The organism is Streptomyces sp. NPDC058877 (genome assembly GCF_042742855.1).
Classification (GTDB): Bacteria; Actinomycetota; Actinomycetes; order Streptomycetales; family Streptomycetaceae; genus Streptomyces.
Window position 1 is genome coordinate 1 of record NZ_JBHYMF010000039.1, and the last position, 15,329, is coordinate 15,329.

Sequence of the window (15,329 nt, forward strand, 5' to 3'; positions counted from 1 at the left end):
CGGCCCTCCAACATGGCCTCACGAAACTTCTTCGACCCGTTGGCGTTGGTCCGCTCACCGATCGCCAGGTAGGAGGTGTCCTGCCGGAACGGGACGTGTGCGTAGAGGGACGAGGCTCCCGGCTCCGACACCGGGCGCCGGTCCAGCACGGCCGCGCCCCGCACCCGCTCCACGATCTCCCGCAGGTGCGCGGGGGTCGTGCCACAGCAGCCGCCCACCAGCGACGGACCGTACTCCCGCACGAACTGCTCCTGGGCATCGGCCAGTTCGGTCGGCGACAGCGGATAGTGGGCCCCGTCGGAGGTCAACACCGGCAGGCCCGCGTTCGGCATGACGGAGATCGGTATCCGGGCGTGCCGGGAGAGGTGGCGCAGGTGTTCGCTCATCTCGGCCGGACCGGTCGCGCAGTTCAGGCCGATCATGTCGATGCCCAAGGGCTCCAGGGCCGTGAGCGCCGCACCGATCTCCGACCCCAGCAGCATCGTGCCGGTCGTCTCCACCGTGACCTGCACGATCAGCGGCAGGTCCACGCCGACCCAGTCCAGCGCGCGGCGGGCGCCGACCACGGCCGCCTTGGTCTGGAGCAGGTCCTGCGAGGTCTCGATGAGCAGGGCGTCCGCACCGCCCCTGATCAGGCCCTCCGCGTTCTGCTGGAAGGCCTCCCGCAGCGGCTCGTAGGCGATGTGGCCGAGGGTCGGCAGCTTCGTTCCCGGCCCCATGGAGCCGAGGACCCAGCGGGGGCGCCCGTCGACGGCCGTGTGCGCGTCCGCCGCGCCGCGGGCGATCCGGGCGCCGGCCTCGGACAGCTCGTACACCTGGTGCTCGATGCCGTACTCGGCGAGCGCGGCCAGGTTCGCCCCGAAGGTGTTGGTCTCCACGCAGTCCACGCCCACCGAGAAGTACGCGTCGTGGACGGAGGCGACGATGTCGGGGCGGGTGAGGTTGAGGACCTCGTTGCAGCCCTCCAGGTTCCGGAAGTCCTCCATCGACGGGTCGGCGGCCTGGAGCATGGTGCCCATCGCCCCGTCGGCGACGACGACCCGCGTCGCGAACTCGTCCCGCAGGGAACGCCTCATGTCAGCCCCCTCAGGTGGGGGACGAGCGTCGCCGTGCAGCCGACGCCGTAGGTGGTCCTGATCCGGTCCAGGAGGACGTCCCGGTGGAGCGGGTACTCCTGCGTCCCCACGTAGTCGAGGACGGTGGCCGCGAGCGCGCAGCCCAGTTGTGCCGCGCACCGCTCCGGCACGCCCCAGAGCGTCCCCGCGAGGAAGCCGGCCCGGAAGGCGTCGCCGACGCCGGTCGGATCGATGACCGCCGGCACCGGGACCGCGGGCACGGCGAGCTGCTCCCGGCCCTCGCCGCGGATGCGGACGCCGGCCTCGCCGTGGGTGGCGACCCAGGTGGTGACCCGGCGCAGCACCTCCGCCTCCGACCAGCCCGACTTCTCCAGCAGCAGTGCCGTCTCGTACTCGTTGGTGAACAGGAACCGGGCCCCGTCCACCAGCTCCCGCACCTGGCGCCCGTCGAGCCGCGCCAACTGCTGCGACGGATCGGCGGCGAAGGGGATGCCCAGCTCGCGGCAGGTCCGGGTGTGCCGGAGCATGGCGCCGGGGTCGTCCGGGGAGACCAGGACCAGCTCCAGTCGGCCGGTGCGCGCGATGACGTCCCTGAGGTCGATCTCGCGCGCCTCGGCCATCGCCCCCGCGTAGAAGGTGGCGATCTGGTTCTGGGCCCGGTCGGTGGTGCAGACGAAGCGGGCGGTGTGGAGCGACTCGCTGACCCGCACCGAGTCGGTGTCCACACCGTGGTCCTTCAGCCAGACCCGGTACGGCTCGAAGTCCGCCCCGACCGCGCCCACCAGGGTCGGGCGCAGGCCGAGGACACCGAGTCCGAAGGCGATGTTCGCTGCCACTCCGCCGCGCCTGACCTCCAGGTCGTCGGCGAGGAACGACAGGGAGACCCGGTCGAGCCGGTCGGCGATGAGCTGTTCGCCGAACCAGCCGGGGAAGGTCATCAGATGGTCGGTCGCGATGGATCCCGTGACAGCGATGCGCATGGTCCTCAGGCCCCTTCGTCCTGTCGGACGGCCTTCTGCAGGGCCTCCGCGCGATCCGTCCGCTCCCAGGTGAACTCGGGCCGTTCACGGCCGAAGTGGCCGTAGGCGGCGGTCGCCGCGTAGATCGGCCGCTTGAGGTCCAGGTCGCGGATGATCGCCGCGGGCCGCAGGTCGAAGACCTCGCCGACGGCCTCCTGGATCCGCTCGTCCGGCACGGTGCCCGTGCCGAAGGTCTCCACGAAGAGCCCGACCGGCTCCGCCTTGCCGATCGCGTACGCGACCTGTACCTCGCAGCGCGTGGCGAGACCGGCCGCGACGACGTTCTTGGCGACCCAGCGCATCGCGTAGGCGGCCGAGCGGTCGACCTTGGAGGGGTCCTTGCCGGAGAAGGCGCCGCCGCCGTGCCGGGCCATGCCGCCGTAGGTGTCGATGATGATCTTGCGGCCGGTCAGGCCGGCGTCGCCCATCGGGCCCCCGACCTCGAAGCGGCCGGTCGGGTTGACCAGCAGCCGGTAGCCGTCGGACTCCAGGGCGACGCCCTCCTCGACGAGCTGCTTCAGCACGTGCTCGACGACGTACTCGCGGACGTCCGGGGCGAGCAGTCCCTCGACGGAGATGTCCGCCGCGTGCTGCGAGGAGACCACCACCGTGTCGAGGCGGACCGGGCGGTCCCCGTCGTACTCGATGGTGACCTGCGTCTTGCCGTCCGGTCTCAGGTACGGCAGGGTGCCGTCCTTGCGGACCTCGGTCAGCCGCCGCGACAGACGGTGGGCCAGGGCGATCGGCAGCGGCATCAGTTCGGCGGTGTCGTCACAGGCGTAGCCGAACATCAGCCCCTGGTCGCCGGCGCCCTGGGCGGCCAGCTCGTCGTCCGTGCCCTCGACCCGGGACTCGTACGCCGTGTCGACGCCCTGGGCGATGTCCGGCGACTGGGCCCCGATGGACACCGACACGCCGCAGGAGGCGCCGTCGAAGCCCTTCGCGGAGGAGTCGTAGCCGATGTCGAGGACGGCCTCGCGCACCAGCTGTGCGATCGGCGCGTACGCCGTGGTGGTGACCTCGCCGGCGATGTGCACGAGTCCCGTGGTGATCAGGGTCTCCACCGCGACCCGCGAGGACGGGTCCTCGGCGAGCAGGGCGTCGAGGACGGTGTCGCTGATCCGGTCGGCGATCTTGTCGGGGTGTCCCTCGGTCACGGACTCCGAGGTGAAGAGGCGACGGCTCATGCCCGGCCCACCTCCACCTGCGCCGTGAAGAAGTGCCGCTCGATGGCGCCGAGGGTGCGGATGGAGTCGACCTCCAGGGTCTCCATCTGGATGGCGGTGCCGCTCTCCTGCTCCAGGAGGAAGACGAACTCGACGAAGGACAGCGAGTCGATGAGCCGGTTCTCGATCAGGTCGAGGTCTGGGGCGATGTCGGTGCGCTCGGGGTGGCGCTCCAGGATCCAGTTCTTCACCGTCTGCAGGCCGTCGGCCATGGTTGCTCTCCTTTTCGCTACTGCTCGGTCGCGTTGCTGGATGGGGAAGGGGTGGGGGCGACGATCGGGGCGGCCACGGCCACCGCGTAGTCCACGTCGTGGCTGATCGACACGGTGATCTCGGTGATGCCGGACTCGGCGGCCATCTCGGCGGCGGTCCGGTGCAGCTCCACGAGCGGCCAGCCGCCCTCGGAGCGGCGCACGACGATGTCCGGCCACGGCAGGAACCTGCCCCGGACCCGCAGGGTCTTGAAGGCCGCTTCCTTCGCCGCGATCCGCCCGCACAGGCTCAGGACGTCGAGCCCGGAGGAGGTGCGGCAGTCGGCGAGCTCGCCGGGGGTGAGCATCCGCTCGAAGAACCGCTCCCCGTACTGGGCGAGGAGCCTGCGGACACGGTTGACGGACACGATGTCCATGCCGAGGTTCGCCCACCCCAGGCCGCCCGCCGGCGGGGCGGCGGGACGGGCCGGCACGTCAGATCACCGGCCCGGCCGCGCCACTCGCACCGGCCGGCACCGGGGCACCGGCTTCGGCCCGCAGCCGGGCGTTCGCGTCGAGGACCGCGCGGGTGGCGGCCTCCCAGCCGCCGTGGCGGCGGGTCAGCACGGACAGCCAGCGCTCCAGGCCGAAGGCGACGCAGCTGGTGAAGGCCGGTCCACCGGTCGACGCCAGGGTGATGTCGCAGCGGTCGCCGAAGAAGTTCCGGTGCGTGTTGACCGAGGCGATCGCCAGGTCCTCGTGGAGGAACTCGTACTTCACCGGGGTGAGCCGCTGGAGGACCGCCTTCGAGCTGCCCCGGTCGAAGAAGGGGTCGCAGGCGGCCTCCTTGCGCAGCGGCAGGTCGAGCGCCGCCGCGAAGGCCTGGATCCGGCGCGTGAAGTCGGCCAGGTGGCCCTCGGCGTGCTCGCGCGCGCCGAGGGCGACGACCTCCCGCATCCGGAAGCCGAGTTGGCGGCGCATGCCCTCGTAGTGGGTCTCCTTGCGGAAGCACCAGGAGCAGATCGTCACGAGCGCGTCGTCGGCGACCCGGGTGCCCCGGTGGTCGAGGTAGACCGCGTAGCAGGAGGCGGAGGGCAGTCCGAGTGCGGCCGGTTCGAGCGCCTCGGCCGGGAAGCGCCCGGTGTCGACGTCGAAGGGCGTGGTCGCACGGCGCTCCAGGTCGAGCGGGGCGGCGACGACGGCCTGGTGGGGGAAGTTGTCGTAGTAGTCGAGCTCGGCCAGGTCGGCGGCCGGGAGCAGCGGGGGCATGGTCATCGGGCGGGCGCCCGCGGTCACGCCCCAGCCCTCGAAGGTGTCGTCGAGGAGCCGCAGCAGGCGGGTCCCCTCCGGGCCGAGCGAGGGCAGGCCCCGGGTGGCGCCCGGGTGGTCGCCCCGTGTCTCGCCCTTGGCGTCCCCGACGGTCGCGGGGGTCGTCACGGTCATGGTCGGTGCACCTCTCGGTAGGGAGGTTCCTGGGGGGCTCAGACGACGGGCAGGACGTCGTCGGAGAAGATCCCGGTCTTCAGGAAGAAGGCGAGCGGCTTGCGGATCGCCTTGCGCTCGTGGGGCCGGCGGCGCTCGTCGGCGACCAGTGCGTTGCGCAGGGCCAGCGGGTCGGGGATGCCGGCGTCGCGGTAGACGTGGGGGTTGTAGAGGGAGTTGACGCTGTAGACGACGTACCGCTTGAGGTACGCCTCCACCTCGCGGACCCGCTCGGCGCTCACGGCCTGGCGCATCCGCTGGTGGAGCAGGGAGACCAGTTCGCGGCCGAAGGCGATGTGCCGGGACTCGTCCTGGTGGTGGATGCGGTTGACCTCGCGGATGGTGTGGCAGAGCGAAGCGTCCTTCGCCATCCGGGAGTTGTAGTGGTCGACGAGCTCCTCGAAGAAGAGGATGCGGGTGAAGACCAGGAAGTTCTCGACCTCGGGTTCCCAGGCGGCGTCGGCGCGCATGGCGGTGGAGCCGTAGATCTTCTGGCCGTAGCGCCGGCAGAACTCGGAGAAGAACCACATGTGTTCGTTCTCCTCGCCGATGAAGTGGTGGAAGAAGTCCGAGGGGACTTCGAAGCCGGGCATGTGGATGCGGCCGACGACCTCGATGAGGAGCTCGCGGATGCCGTGCACATTGAGGCTGTAGAAGTTGACGGACTCCCACTTCGAGAGGCGCTGAAGCGTTTCCTCACCGAGGCTGTCGTAGTGCTCGGTGCCGTAGACGGTGAGCAGCTCCGGAGTCATCCAGAAGCGGTCCTCCTCCAGGCTCTCGGGCCACTGGAAGGTCTGGTACGGGTTGTAGTAGTCCTCGACGGAACGCTCGCTCAGCCGCTCCAGGACCTCCATGAACCGGTCGGTGACGGGCAGGGGGGTGGCGACGCCCATGTTCTCGCTCCTCGCTCGCTGACGGTGGGGTTACGGGCGGACTTCGTAGACCGCGTTGACCGGGGTCTCGGTGGCGCGCCGCCAGCGGGTGAAGCCGGCCTCCTCGGCGATGGCCCGGAAGGCCTTCTCGCCGGAGTGGTTGCCGAGCGCGTGGGGGCCGCGCTGCGCGACCGCGACCGGCAGGCACATCACGGCGGACAGGGCCATGAACATGCGGGCGGCGGGGGTCTGGGCGTCGACGTCCTGCGGGGAGACGTTCGACTCGACGAGCATCCAGGTGCCGTCCGCGTCCAGGGACTTGTGGACGTGCTGGGCGGCGGCGACCGGGTCGCCCATGTCGTGCAGGGCGTTGAAGAAGCAGACCAGGTCGTAGCCGCCGCCCGGGTAGTCGTCGGCGGAGGCGACCTCGAAGACGACCCGGTCGGAGAGGCCCGCCTCCTCGGCGAGCCCGCGGGCGATCGAGATGGCCTCCTCCGAGTAGTCGAAGCCGTGGACGGTGGCGTTCGGGAAGGCCCGGGCGATCAGCAGGGTGGTGTGGCCGACGCCGCAGCCGACGTCGGCGACCGTGCCGCCGGCGGCGAGCTTGTCGGTCACCTCGTGGAGGGCCGGCAGCCAGTCCGGGACGAGCTTGTGCTCGTAGGTGGGCTGGAAGAAGGAGCCCATGCCGGTGTCGAGGGCCGCGTCGTGCTCGGCCCAGCCGACGCCGTCACCGGTGCGGTAGGCGTCGACGAGCAGGTCCTCGGTGGCGTACAGCGCTTTGAGGGCGGTGAAGAAGCCCGCCGCGTAGGTCACCGCCTTCGGGTCGGCGAGGACCTCGACGTGGTCGGCGGGCAGGGTGTACGTCAGGGAGCTGGGGTGCCGCTCGACGTATCCGGCGGAGAGCTGGGCGTGCAGCCACTCCTCGACGTACCGCCCGTTCGTGCCGGTCCGCTCGGCGAGCTGCGCCGAGGTGAGCGGACCGTGCTCGGCGAGGGCCCGGTAGAGCCCGAGGCGCTCGCCGAGGGCCACGGTCAGGCCCCGGACGGCCGCGCCGGCGTCGGTGATGACCTTCTGGTGGAAGTCATGGGCGCTCATGCGGCCTTCTCCTCCTCGTGGGCGGGCAGATCGCAGGTGAACAGGAAGGAGCGGGGGACGCGCGGGACGGAGCGCGCCGGGACCGGGTAGGGCCAGCGGTCGAAGTCGGCACCCGGTTCACCGGGCTGCTTGACCTCCCGTACGGCCCAGCCGCAGTCGGCGAGCAGCGCCTCGGGCTCCTCGGTGCCGAAGAGCCACGGGTTGCCGTCCTCCTTGAGGGCGGCCATGAAGGTGCGGGCGAGCGGGTTCTCCAGGGCGGCCCTGGAGATGACGTCGCCGAGCAGCACCGAGCCGGGCGCGGCATGGGCCGAGAGGGTCGAGATGAGGGTGCGCACGGCCCGCTCGGGCAGGAAGAACAGCAGTCCCTCGACCACCCACAGGACGGGTTCCTCGCTCTTCCATCCCGCTTCCTTCAGCGGGCCGGTCCAGTCCTGGGTGAGGTCGACCGGGACGGTGACACGGGTGCGGCCGGTGGGCTGCGGCTCGTCCTTGAGCATCTCGGCCTTGGTCTCCAGGAGGGCCGGACGGTCGAGCTCGTAGACGGTGACGCCGTCGGGCCAGGGCAGCCGGAAGAAGCGGGTGTCCATGCCGGCGGCGAGGAAGACGACCTGGCGGATGCCGCGCTCCTCCACCGCCTTCACGACGGCCCGGTCGAGGTAGGTGGTGCGGATGGCGAGGAACGGCACGATGCCGCCGCCGTCGTAGCGCGCGAGCAGTTCGAAGCCGATCTCGTCGGCGACGGTGCGCGCGTGCGGATCGGCGAACAGCCGGTCCTCGCGCTCGGTCTCCAGGGCGCGCGCGGCGGCGGTCCACTGGGCGGTGCGGGATACGGCCTCCACAGGAGGTCCCCCCTTCACTTGGTTGCGGAGATTCGGACGGCCGTGTGCAGGGCCCGACGACGGGACGGCTCGTCAGGCGGTCATGGCCGGGACGCAGCTCTTGGCCGGTCGCGCGCAGGCGACGGGGTCCTCGGCCGCGGGCACCGACGACAGGTGGTCGGCCTCGGCGTCGGCGGGGCGCCGGCGGAAGATGCTGTGCAGGACCATGCTGAACACGGCCGTCCCGTCGGCGGCCACGAGCGTGCACCGCGGCTTGACGGTGCCGGTGGCGGGATTGAACGGCGACGGGGTGGCGCCGAGGACCTCGACGCGGGCGGTGAGGACGTCGCCCGGGCGGACCGGGCGGAGGTAGCGGACCTCGTCGATGCCGGGCGAGCCCGTGCAGGCGCTGTAGGCGAGGAGTCCGTCGACGTAGCGCCGCATGAACATCGCCTGGGTGTGGAACCCGCTCGCGATCAGCCCTCCGAACGGGGAGTCCCGTGCGAGCTCGGGGTCCGTGTGGAAGGGCTGCGGGTCGAAGCGCCTGCCGAACTCCAGCACCTCCTCCGCCGTGACGGTGACGGTGCCCAACTCATGGACGTCGCCGGGCCGGAAGTCCTCGAAGTAGCGCATCGCGCGCCCCCCCTGACCTTGAAGTCAACGTTTCCTGGCATCACCCAATCTACGAATCAGTCGTTTATTTTGTCAACCCAAAAGAAGGAGCAACCGCCTTCAGGAAAGGGCCTGTTCGAAGTCGGACCAGAGATCATGAACGGACTCGATGCCCACGGACATCCGCACCAGCCCGGGAGCGATCCCCGCCGTCGCCAGGGCCTCCGCGTCCAGCTCCCGGTGGGAGGTGGACGCCGGATGCGCGACGAGCGTCTCCACGCCGCCGAGCGAGAGCGCGAGCTTGGCGAGCCGCACCCGCTCGATGAACGCCCGCCCCGCCTCCCGCCCCCCGAGCAGCTCGAAGGAGAGCAGCCCGCCACCACCGGACAGCACCTTGCGGGCGGTGCCGTACGAGGGGTGGTCCACGCGCCAGGGGTGGTGCACGGCCGCCACCGCCCGGTGGGAGGAGAGGAGTTCGGCGAGGGCGAGGGCGTTGGCACAGTGCTCGCGCATCCTCAGCGGCAGCGTCGGCACCCCGCGCAGGGTCAGCCAGGCCGCGAACGGGTCGGCACAGGCGCCGAGTTCCACCGTGCGGGGCCACACCCGGCGGCGCAGCCCGTCGTCCGCGAAGACGGCGGCGCCGCCGAGGACGTCCGAGTGCCCGGAGAGGTACTTGGTGGTGGAGTGCACGACGACGTCCGCGCCGAACTCCAGCGGGCGGCACAGGACGGGCGAGGCCAGCGAGTTGTCGACCAGGCTCGTCACCCCGAGGGTGCGGGCGACGGCGAGCAGCCCCGGCAGGTCCGGCACCTGCCCGGTGGGGTTGGCGATCGTCTCCAGGACCAGGAGCCGGGCGGCGGGGTGCGCGGCGACGGCCTCGAACTCGTCCGGGTCGTCACCGGATATCCGGACGACCTCGATCCCGTACCGCTCGGCCAGGTCCGAGAGCACGGCATGGGTGCCGCCGTACAGGCAGCGCTGGGCCACCACCCGGTCGCCGGGCCGCAGCAGGGCGAGCAGCACCCCGCTGACCGCCCCCATCCCGGAGGCGAAGGCGATGGCGCCCTGGCCGCCCTCCAGGCCCGCGAGGGTCTGCTCCAGGGCCCGCACGGTCGGGTTTCCGCGACGGCTGTAGACGTAGCGCCCGTCGGGGTCCGCCATAGCCGCGGCCAGTTCGGAGGCGGAGTCGAAGGCGAAGGCGGAGGACTGCACGAGGGGTACGGAGAGCGGCCAGCTCCCGCTCTGCCAGGGCTCGTTGACGATGTGCACGGCACGGGTGTTCAGCTCCACGACGTTCCTTCCTGTTTCTGCAACGGGCTTCGGAGCCCCGGACCCCGGACCCCGGGGCCGAGCGCCCCGGACCCCGGGCGGGGGCGTCCGGGTACGGGAAAGGGGCCGCCCGACGTCCGGGGGCGGACATCGGGCGGCCCCTTCGGGGCGGGGTCAGGCGGAGACCTTCTCGCCCTGCGGGGCGGGAGCGGCGGCCTCGGCCGCGACCGCCTTGTCGCCCTTCATGACGAGGAGGGTGACGACACCGCCGACGGCGGCGATGATCGCGGCGCCGATGAAGGCGGCCGAGAAGCCGTCGGTCAGCTTCGGCAGGTTGCCGAGCTGGTCGGCGCCCTGCGACATGGCGACGGCGGTCAGCGCGGCGAGGCCGAGCGCGGAGCCGACGTTGTAGGTGGTGTTGACGATGCCGGAGGCGAGACCGGCCTGCTCCTGCGGGGCGCCGGACATGGCCGCGATCATCGCCGGGATGTAGGCGAGGGACATGCCGAGCGCGGCGACCAGCGAGGCCGGCAGGACGTCGATCAGGAAGGTGCCGGTGGGCGGGACGGCGGCGAGCCACACCAGACCGGCCGCGAGGACGAGCAGACCGGTGCCGATGAGCGGCTTGGCGCCGACCTTGGCCATCAGGCGGGCGGTGATGGCCGTCATGAAGATCATGAGGAGCACGGTCATCGGGAGGAGCGCGGCGCCGGAGGCGAAGGCGCCGTAGCCCAGGACCTGCTGGAGGTACAGGTTGAGGAAGTACCACATCGGGATCCAGGCGGCACCGAGCAGCGTCATCGCCAGGTTGGCCGAGCCGAGGCGCGGGACCCGCCAGACGCCGAGCGGCATGAGCGGCTCCCGGACGTTCTTCTGGATCACGAAGAACAGCACCAGGAGCAGGGCCGCGCCGACCAGTTCCAGGACGGTGCCGGCGGAGCTCCAGCCGACCTCGGGGGCACGGACGACCGCGAAGACGGCGAGCGCGAGACCGGCGGTGACGGCGACGGCACCGAGGACGTCGACGGAGCCTCGACGGGACTCGACGTCCGGGAGGAGCCTGGTCGCGGCGAGGGTCGCGAGGCCGATCGGGATGTAGATGATGAAGACCCACTGCCAGGCCGCCCACTGGGTGAAGACGCCACCGAGGAAGACGCCTGCGGTGCCGCCGGCCGGAGCGGCGGCACCGTACAGCGCCATCGCCTTGCCGAGCTCCTTCGGGTCGTGCATGAAGAGCATCATCAGCAGGGTCATCGCGGAGGGCGCGATCAGCGCGCCGCCGACGCCCTGGACGGCGCGGCCGGCGATCTCGACCCAGGCGGTCTGGGCCGCCGCGGCGAGCACCGAGCCGGCGATCATGACGGCCCAGCCGGTGACGAAGACCTTCCGGGCTCCGATGAGGTCGGAGAGGCGTCCACCGAGGAGCAGCAGGCCGCCGAAGACGATCACATAGGCGTTGAAGACCCACTGGAGCTCGCCCTGGGTGAAGCCCAGGTCCTTCTGCATCTCGGGGAGCGCGACCCCGATGATCGAGGTGTCCATGATGACCATGAACTGGGCGGCGGCGAGCACGACAAGTGCCCACCAGCGCCGGGGATTGACGGTTGACATTGCCCTGACCCTTCGCTCGCAACGGCCCCGGAGCACACCCCGGGCATACCCCTAGGGGGTACCTTCGCGGAGCACCGTAGCATACCCATAGGGGGTATGTAAGGGTGAGGTGAGGGGGCGTGGGAAGCACTCCCTCCGCCCGGCCGGCCGGGCAGAATGCCCCCATGACCGCCGAGGAAGACCGCGAGTACGAACCCACCGCCGAGGCCGGGCGCGAGCGCACGACGGGGCCCGCCGCGGAGGGCGGACGCACCCCCGAGGAGGAGGCCGCCGAAGGAACGACCCACGGCGCGGAACCCACCGCCGGGGACGGATACGACCGGGACCTCCTGCTGCGCTGGAACTCCACCCTCCTCGCCGCCCGCGCCGGACACGAGGGCCCCGACCCCACCCCGTACGGCCAGAAGCTGCTGTCCCGCTGGTCCGAGCCGCAGCGCCGCTACCACACGGTCACGCACCTCCGGGCCGTCCTCGACCGCATCGACGAGCTCACCGATCAGGGCGGGGAGGGCGGGGAGTTGGAGCTCGTGCGGCTCGCCGCCTGGTTCCACGACGCGGTCTACCGCCCGGACCGCTCCGAAAACGAGGAGCGCTCCGCGCTACTGGCCGAAAAGGCCCTCACCGAGGCGGGCCTCACCCCGCACGAGGTGACCGAGGTGGCCCGCCTCGTCCGCCTCACCACCAGCCACGACCCGGCCACCGGCGACCTGAACGGCGAGACCCTCTGCGACGCCGACCTCGCGATCCTGGCCACCGATCCAGATACCTATCGGGGGTATACGGCGGCCGTTCGCGAGGAGTACGCCTTCGTCCCCGAAGCCGCCTTCCGCGAGGGCCGCGCCGCGATCCTCCGCCACCTCCTCGACCTCCCCCGCCTCTTCCGCACCCCCTACGGGGCGGCGGCCTGGGAGGAACAGGCCCGCGAGAACCTGGAACGGGAACTGGCCGAGCTCACCGCACCGTCCCCCGAACCCCGGTCGTAGCCCTCCGTAGGACTGGAGCTCGACCAAGCGCCCCGCCGGATCGCGGAGATGGGCGCCGCGCAGGTCCGGCCCCCACCCGGGTCGGTCGGCGGGGGCGACGACAGGCGCCCCGCCGTGCTCCAGACAGCGGGCGAAGCCCCCGTCGACGTCCTCGACGCGGAGCACGAGCACCACGGCGTCCCCGGCCGCCCCGGAGCGGTCGGCCGGGAGACGGTCGGCCGGGAGACGGTCGGCGCCGAGGGTGACGGCCATCGCAGCACGGTCGAAGAGGGAGGACACCCCGGAAGCCGTCCCGCATCGCGAGACGCCCGCCACAGGAGGAATGACAGGAACAAAGCACGGGTTGGCCATGTCATGCCGTCTTCCTCCGCCGAGCCCGTCGCGCCCTCCTCCACCCCCTCCCCCACCACGGCGACTCCCCGCCGCATGCCGCTGGCCGTCTACATCCTCGGGCTTTCCGTCTTCGCGCTCGGCACGAGCGAATTCATGCTCTCCGGACTGCTACCGCCCATCGCGGAGGACATGAACGTCTCCATCCCCCGCGCCGGACTGCTCATCTCCGCCTTCGCGATCGGCATGGTCGTCGGCGCACCCCTGCTCGCCGTCGCAACGCTCCGGCTCCCCCGGAAGACGACCCTGATCACCCTCATCACCGTCTTCGGCCTCGGCCAGGTCGCAGGCGCCCTGGCCCCGAACTACCCGGTGCTCTTCGCCTCCCGCGTGGTGAGCGCGCTCGCCTGCGCCGGCTTCTGGGCGGTCGGCGCCGCCGTCGCCATCGCCATGGTCCCCGTCGGCGCCCGCGCCAAGGCGATGGCCGTCATGATCGGCGGCCTGTCCATCGCCAACGTCCTCGGCGTCCCGGCCGGCGCCTTCCTCGGCGAACACCTCGGCTGGCGCTCGGCGTTCTGGGCGGTCGGCGCCGCCTCCGCGATCGCACTCGTCGGCGTGGCCACCCGCATCCCGCACATCCCCCGCCCCGAGGCCAAGCCCCGCCTCCGGCAGGAGCTGAGCATCTACCGGGACCGCCAGGTCCTCCTCTCGATCACGGTGACCGCGCTCGCGGCGGGCGGCGTCTTCTGCGCCTTCTCCTACCTCGCCCCGCTCCTCACCGACGTCTCCGGCCTCGACGGGGGCTGGGTGTCGGCCGTCCTCGGCCTCTTCGGCATCGGCGCCCTGGTCGGCACCACGCTCGGTGGCCGCATCGCCGACGCCCACCTCTTCGGGGTGCTGCTCAGCGGAATCGCCGGCTCGACCGTCTTCCTGGCCGCCCTGGCACTCCTCGCCCCCCATCCGGTGGTCACGGTCCTGCTGACGTTCCTCCTCGGCGTCTCCGCCTTCTTCACCGCCCCGGCCCTCAACGCCCGGATGTTCAACGTGGCCGGAGCCGCGCCCACCCTCGCCGGAGCCACCACCACCGCCGCCTTCAACCTCGGCAACACCGGCGGCCCCTGGCTCGGCGGCACCGTCATCGACGCCGGCCTCGGCTACGCCTCCACCGCCTGGGCCGGCGCCGCCATGACGACCCTGGGACTGGCCGCGGCAGCGGTGTCGCTGAAGCTCCACCGGTCCCCCTCCCGCGTGGTGATGACGAGCCCGGCCGCACAGAAGCAGGAACGCCCCGCCGAAGCCCCCTGCTGAGCGGCCCGAAAACCAACTGCCGGGCCCCCGCCCGATGCCTAGGCTGACACGGTGCTGACGCGAATGATCATCCTCAACGGCGGCTCCAGCTCGGGGAAGTCCGGACTCGTACGGTGCCTCCAGGCCGTCCTGCCGGAGCCGTGGCTGGCCTTCGGCATCGACTCCTTCGTCGACGCCCTGCCCGCGGCGATGCAGGACTCCGAAGCGGGCATCTCCTTCGACGCCGACGGCGGAGTGGGCATCGGAGCGGACTTCCGGTCCCTGGAAGCCGCCTGGGCCGGAGGCCTCGTGGCGATGGCCCGGGCCGGCGCCAGGATCATCGTCGACGACGTCTTCCTCGGCGGACCCGCCTCCCAGCAACGCTGGCGCGAGGCCCTCGGCGACCTGCCCGTGCTCTGGGTCGGGGTCCGCTGCGAGGAGACGGTCGCCGCGGGGCGGGAGATCGCCCGGGGAGACCGCACCGTCGGAATGGCGGCGCAGCAGGCACGGACGGTGCACGAGGGCGTGCAGTACGACCTGGAGGTCGACACCACGCACACCGAGTCGATCGAGTGCGCCCGGACCGTCGCCGCCGCACTGCGCTGACGCGCCGGTCCCCGCCGCCCGAAAGGCCGCCGGGAACACCGCCCGGGCGAACGCCCCCGGGAACCGGCGGCCGGGATCAGGACGCCGGCCGGCCCTTCGGGCGCCGCAGCCCCGCCTCCGTGAGGCGTCGGAGCAACTCCTTCGAGCCGACCTCGATCGCACCGGCCGCCACCGCGTCCGCGTAACGGTCGGAGGGGATGTCGTAGTGGTCCCGTTCGAAGGCACGGGGCGGAGCACCGATCGAAGCGGCGAAGGCGTGCAGCTCCTCGAAGGAGACGTCGCTGACCAGGTGCGACCACATGCGGCCGTGGCCCGGCCAGGTCGGCGGGTCGATGTAGAGGGTCACGCGCGGGGTCCTTCCGGTCCGTTCACCTGCGGGCTTCCGTCACGCCAGGCCCCCCACCGGGGCCACCACCACGCCCTGCTTGCCACAGACCCAGTGCGGGTCCGGGCCGAGCTCCGGCTCCACGTCGAGGGCGTGCGGGTCGCCCGAGGAACAGACAGGGCAGAGCGGCCAGCGGCCGTACCGTTCCAGCAGGGCGTCCTGCACGTCCTGGGCGACGAGCCCGGCGACGTAGACCACCCCTTCGGGCCACTGCTCGACCCACCAGCGCCGGTGGGTCACCGCGTCCTCCACCATCGACACGACCTCTGCGGCGGCCACCTGCCGGGCCACCAGGTCGGCCAGTACCAGCGCGCGAGCGGCATGGAGCGCCTGCTCCACGGGGTCGATGTCGTCCATGCACTCATTGTCACCCGAGCCACGCACACGACAAGGAAAAGGGTTCGCCCCCTCCGGCACCGGCAACGACGCGGTCTTGTCGCCCCCTCGCGCCGAAAGTACCTTCCAGA

General features: G+C 71.9%; 17 protein-coding genes. 3 read left to right on the plus strand and 14 right to left on the minus strand.

Annotation, left to right across the window (positions count from 1 at the left end; translation table 11 throughout):
* The 12 genes from ACFW2Y_RS12190 to ACFW2Y_RS12245 form a co-directional block, all read right to left on the minus strand.
* Nucleotides 1-1,076: homocysteine S-methyltransferase family protein (locus tag ACFW2Y_RS12190; RefSeq protein ID WP_384876900.1), on the minus strand; the 1,076-nt coding region annotated here is incomplete at its 3' end.
* Entirely contained in the window at nucleotides 1,073-2,056 is a 984-nt protein-coding gene (locus ACFW2Y_RS12195; RefSeq protein WP_384876902.1) for a carbohydrate kinase family protein, read from the minus strand. The genes ACFW2Y_RS12195 and ACFW2Y_RS12190, both read right to left, overlap by 4 nt.
* Nucleotides 2,057-2,061: 5 nt before the next feature.
* Nucleotides 2,062-3,282: a methionine adenosyltransferase gene (metK, locus tag ACFW2Y_RS12200; protein WP_384876904.1), complete on the minus strand. Its 1,221-nt coding sequence runs from the start codon at nucleotides 3,280-3,282 to the stop codon at nucleotides 2,062-2,064.
* The gene (locus tag ACFW2Y_RS12205) at nucleotides 3,279-3,533 is read right to left on the minus strand and encodes a phosphopantetheine-binding protein (RefSeq protein ID WP_384876906.1); all 255 of its coding nucleotides are present in this window, start codon (nucleotides 3,531-3,533) and stop codon (nucleotides 3,279-3,281) included. The genes metK and ACFW2Y_RS12205 overlap by 4 nt, the downstream gene beginning before the upstream one ends.
* Nucleotides 3,534-3,550: 17 nt before the next feature.
* Nucleotides 3,551-4,006, minus strand: coding sequence for a holo-ACP synthase (gene acpS / locus ACFW2Y_RS12210; protein WP_384876908.1), 456 nt, complete (start codon nucleotides 4,004-4,006; stop codon nucleotides 3,551-3,553).
* A 1-nt stretch (nucleotide 4,007) separates the two neighbouring features.
* A complete protein-coding gene (locus ACFW2Y_RS12215) occupies nucleotides 4,008-4,955 on the minus strand; it encodes a hypothetical protein (RefSeq protein ID WP_384876910.1) in 948 nt (315 codons plus the stop codon).
* Between the two features lie 38 nt (nucleotides 4,956-4,993).
* Nucleotides 4,994-5,887 (minus strand): diiron oxygenase, encoded by an 894-nt coding sequence (locus ACFW2Y_RS12220; protein ID WP_384876912.1) that lies wholly within the window; start codon nucleotides 5,885-5,887, stop codon nucleotides 4,994-4,996.
* A 30-nt stretch (nucleotides 5,888-5,917) separates the two neighbouring features.
* Entirely contained in the window at nucleotides 5,918-6,961 is a 1,044-nt protein-coding gene (locus ACFW2Y_RS12225) for a methyltransferase domain-containing protein (protein WP_384876914.1), read from the minus strand.
* The gene (locus ACFW2Y_RS12230; protein WP_384876916.1) at nucleotides 6,958-7,800 is read right to left on the minus strand and encodes a class I SAM-dependent methyltransferase; all 843 of its coding nucleotides are present in this window, start codon (nucleotides 7,798-7,800) and stop codon (nucleotides 6,958-6,960) included. The genes ACFW2Y_RS12225 and ACFW2Y_RS12230 overlap by 4 nt, the downstream gene beginning before the upstream one ends.
* Before the next feature lie 72 nt (nucleotides 7,801-7,872).
* Nucleotides 7,873-8,412, minus strand: a complete 540-nt coding sequence (locus ACFW2Y_RS12235) for a MaoC family dehydratase (protein ID WP_384876917.1) — start codon at nucleotides 8,410-8,412, stop codon at nucleotides 7,873-7,875.
* Between the two features lie 99 nt (nucleotides 8,413-8,511).
* A complete protein-coding gene (locus tag ACFW2Y_RS12240) occupies nucleotides 8,512-9,681 on the minus strand; it encodes a trans-sulfuration enzyme family protein (RefSeq protein WP_384876919.1) in 1,170 nt (389 codons plus the stop codon).
* 153 nt (nucleotides 9,682-9,834) lie between these two features.
* Complete coding sequence (locus ACFW2Y_RS12245) at nucleotides 9,835-11,271, minus strand: MFS transporter (protein ID WP_384876921.1); 1,437 nt, start codon at nucleotides 11,269-11,271, stop codon at nucleotides 9,835-9,837.
* A gap of 164 nt (nucleotides 11,272-11,435) precedes the next feature.
* Here ACFW2Y_RS12245 and ACFW2Y_RS12250 point away from each other — a divergent pair, with 164 nt between their 5' ends.
* The 3 genes from ACFW2Y_RS12250 (at nucleotide 11,436) to cpt (ending at nucleotide 14,477) form a co-directional block, all read left to right on the plus strand.
* A complete protein-coding gene (locus tag ACFW2Y_RS12250) occupies nucleotides 11,436-12,254 on the plus strand; it encodes a hypothetical protein (protein WP_384876922.1) in 819 nt (272 codons plus the stop codon).
* A 426-nt stretch (nucleotides 12,255-12,680) separates the two neighbouring features.
* Complete coding sequence (locus tag ACFW2Y_RS12255) at nucleotides 12,681-13,892, plus strand: Cmx/CmrA family chloramphenicol efflux MFS transporter (protein WP_384876982.1); 1,212 nt, start codon at nucleotides 12,681-12,683, stop codon at nucleotides 13,890-13,892.
* Nucleotides 13,893-13,955: 63 nt separating this feature from the next.
* A complete protein-coding gene (gene cpt / locus ACFW2Y_RS12260; RefSeq protein WP_384876984.1) occupies nucleotides 13,956-14,477 on the plus strand; it encodes a chloramphenicol phosphotransferase CPT in 522 nt (173 codons plus the stop codon).
* A gap of 76 nt (nucleotides 14,478-14,553) precedes the next feature.
* Here the strand turns inward: cpt and ACFW2Y_RS12265 are convergent, their stop codons facing one another.
* Together ACFW2Y_RS12265 and ACFW2Y_RS12270 are read right to left on the minus strand one after the other, a co-directional pair.
* Complete coding sequence (locus ACFW2Y_RS12265) at nucleotides 14,554-14,823, minus strand: DUF4031 domain-containing protein (RefSeq protein ID WP_384876924.1); 270 nt, start codon at nucleotides 14,821-14,823, stop codon at nucleotides 14,554-14,556.
* Nucleotides 14,824-14,862: 39 nt separating this feature from the next.
* Nucleotides 14,863-15,219: a hypothetical protein gene (locus tag ACFW2Y_RS12270; protein WP_384876926.1), complete on the minus strand. Its 357-nt coding sequence runs from the start codon at nucleotides 15,217-15,219 to the stop codon at nucleotides 14,863-14,865.
* Nucleotides 15,220-15,329: the final 110 nt, after the last annotated feature.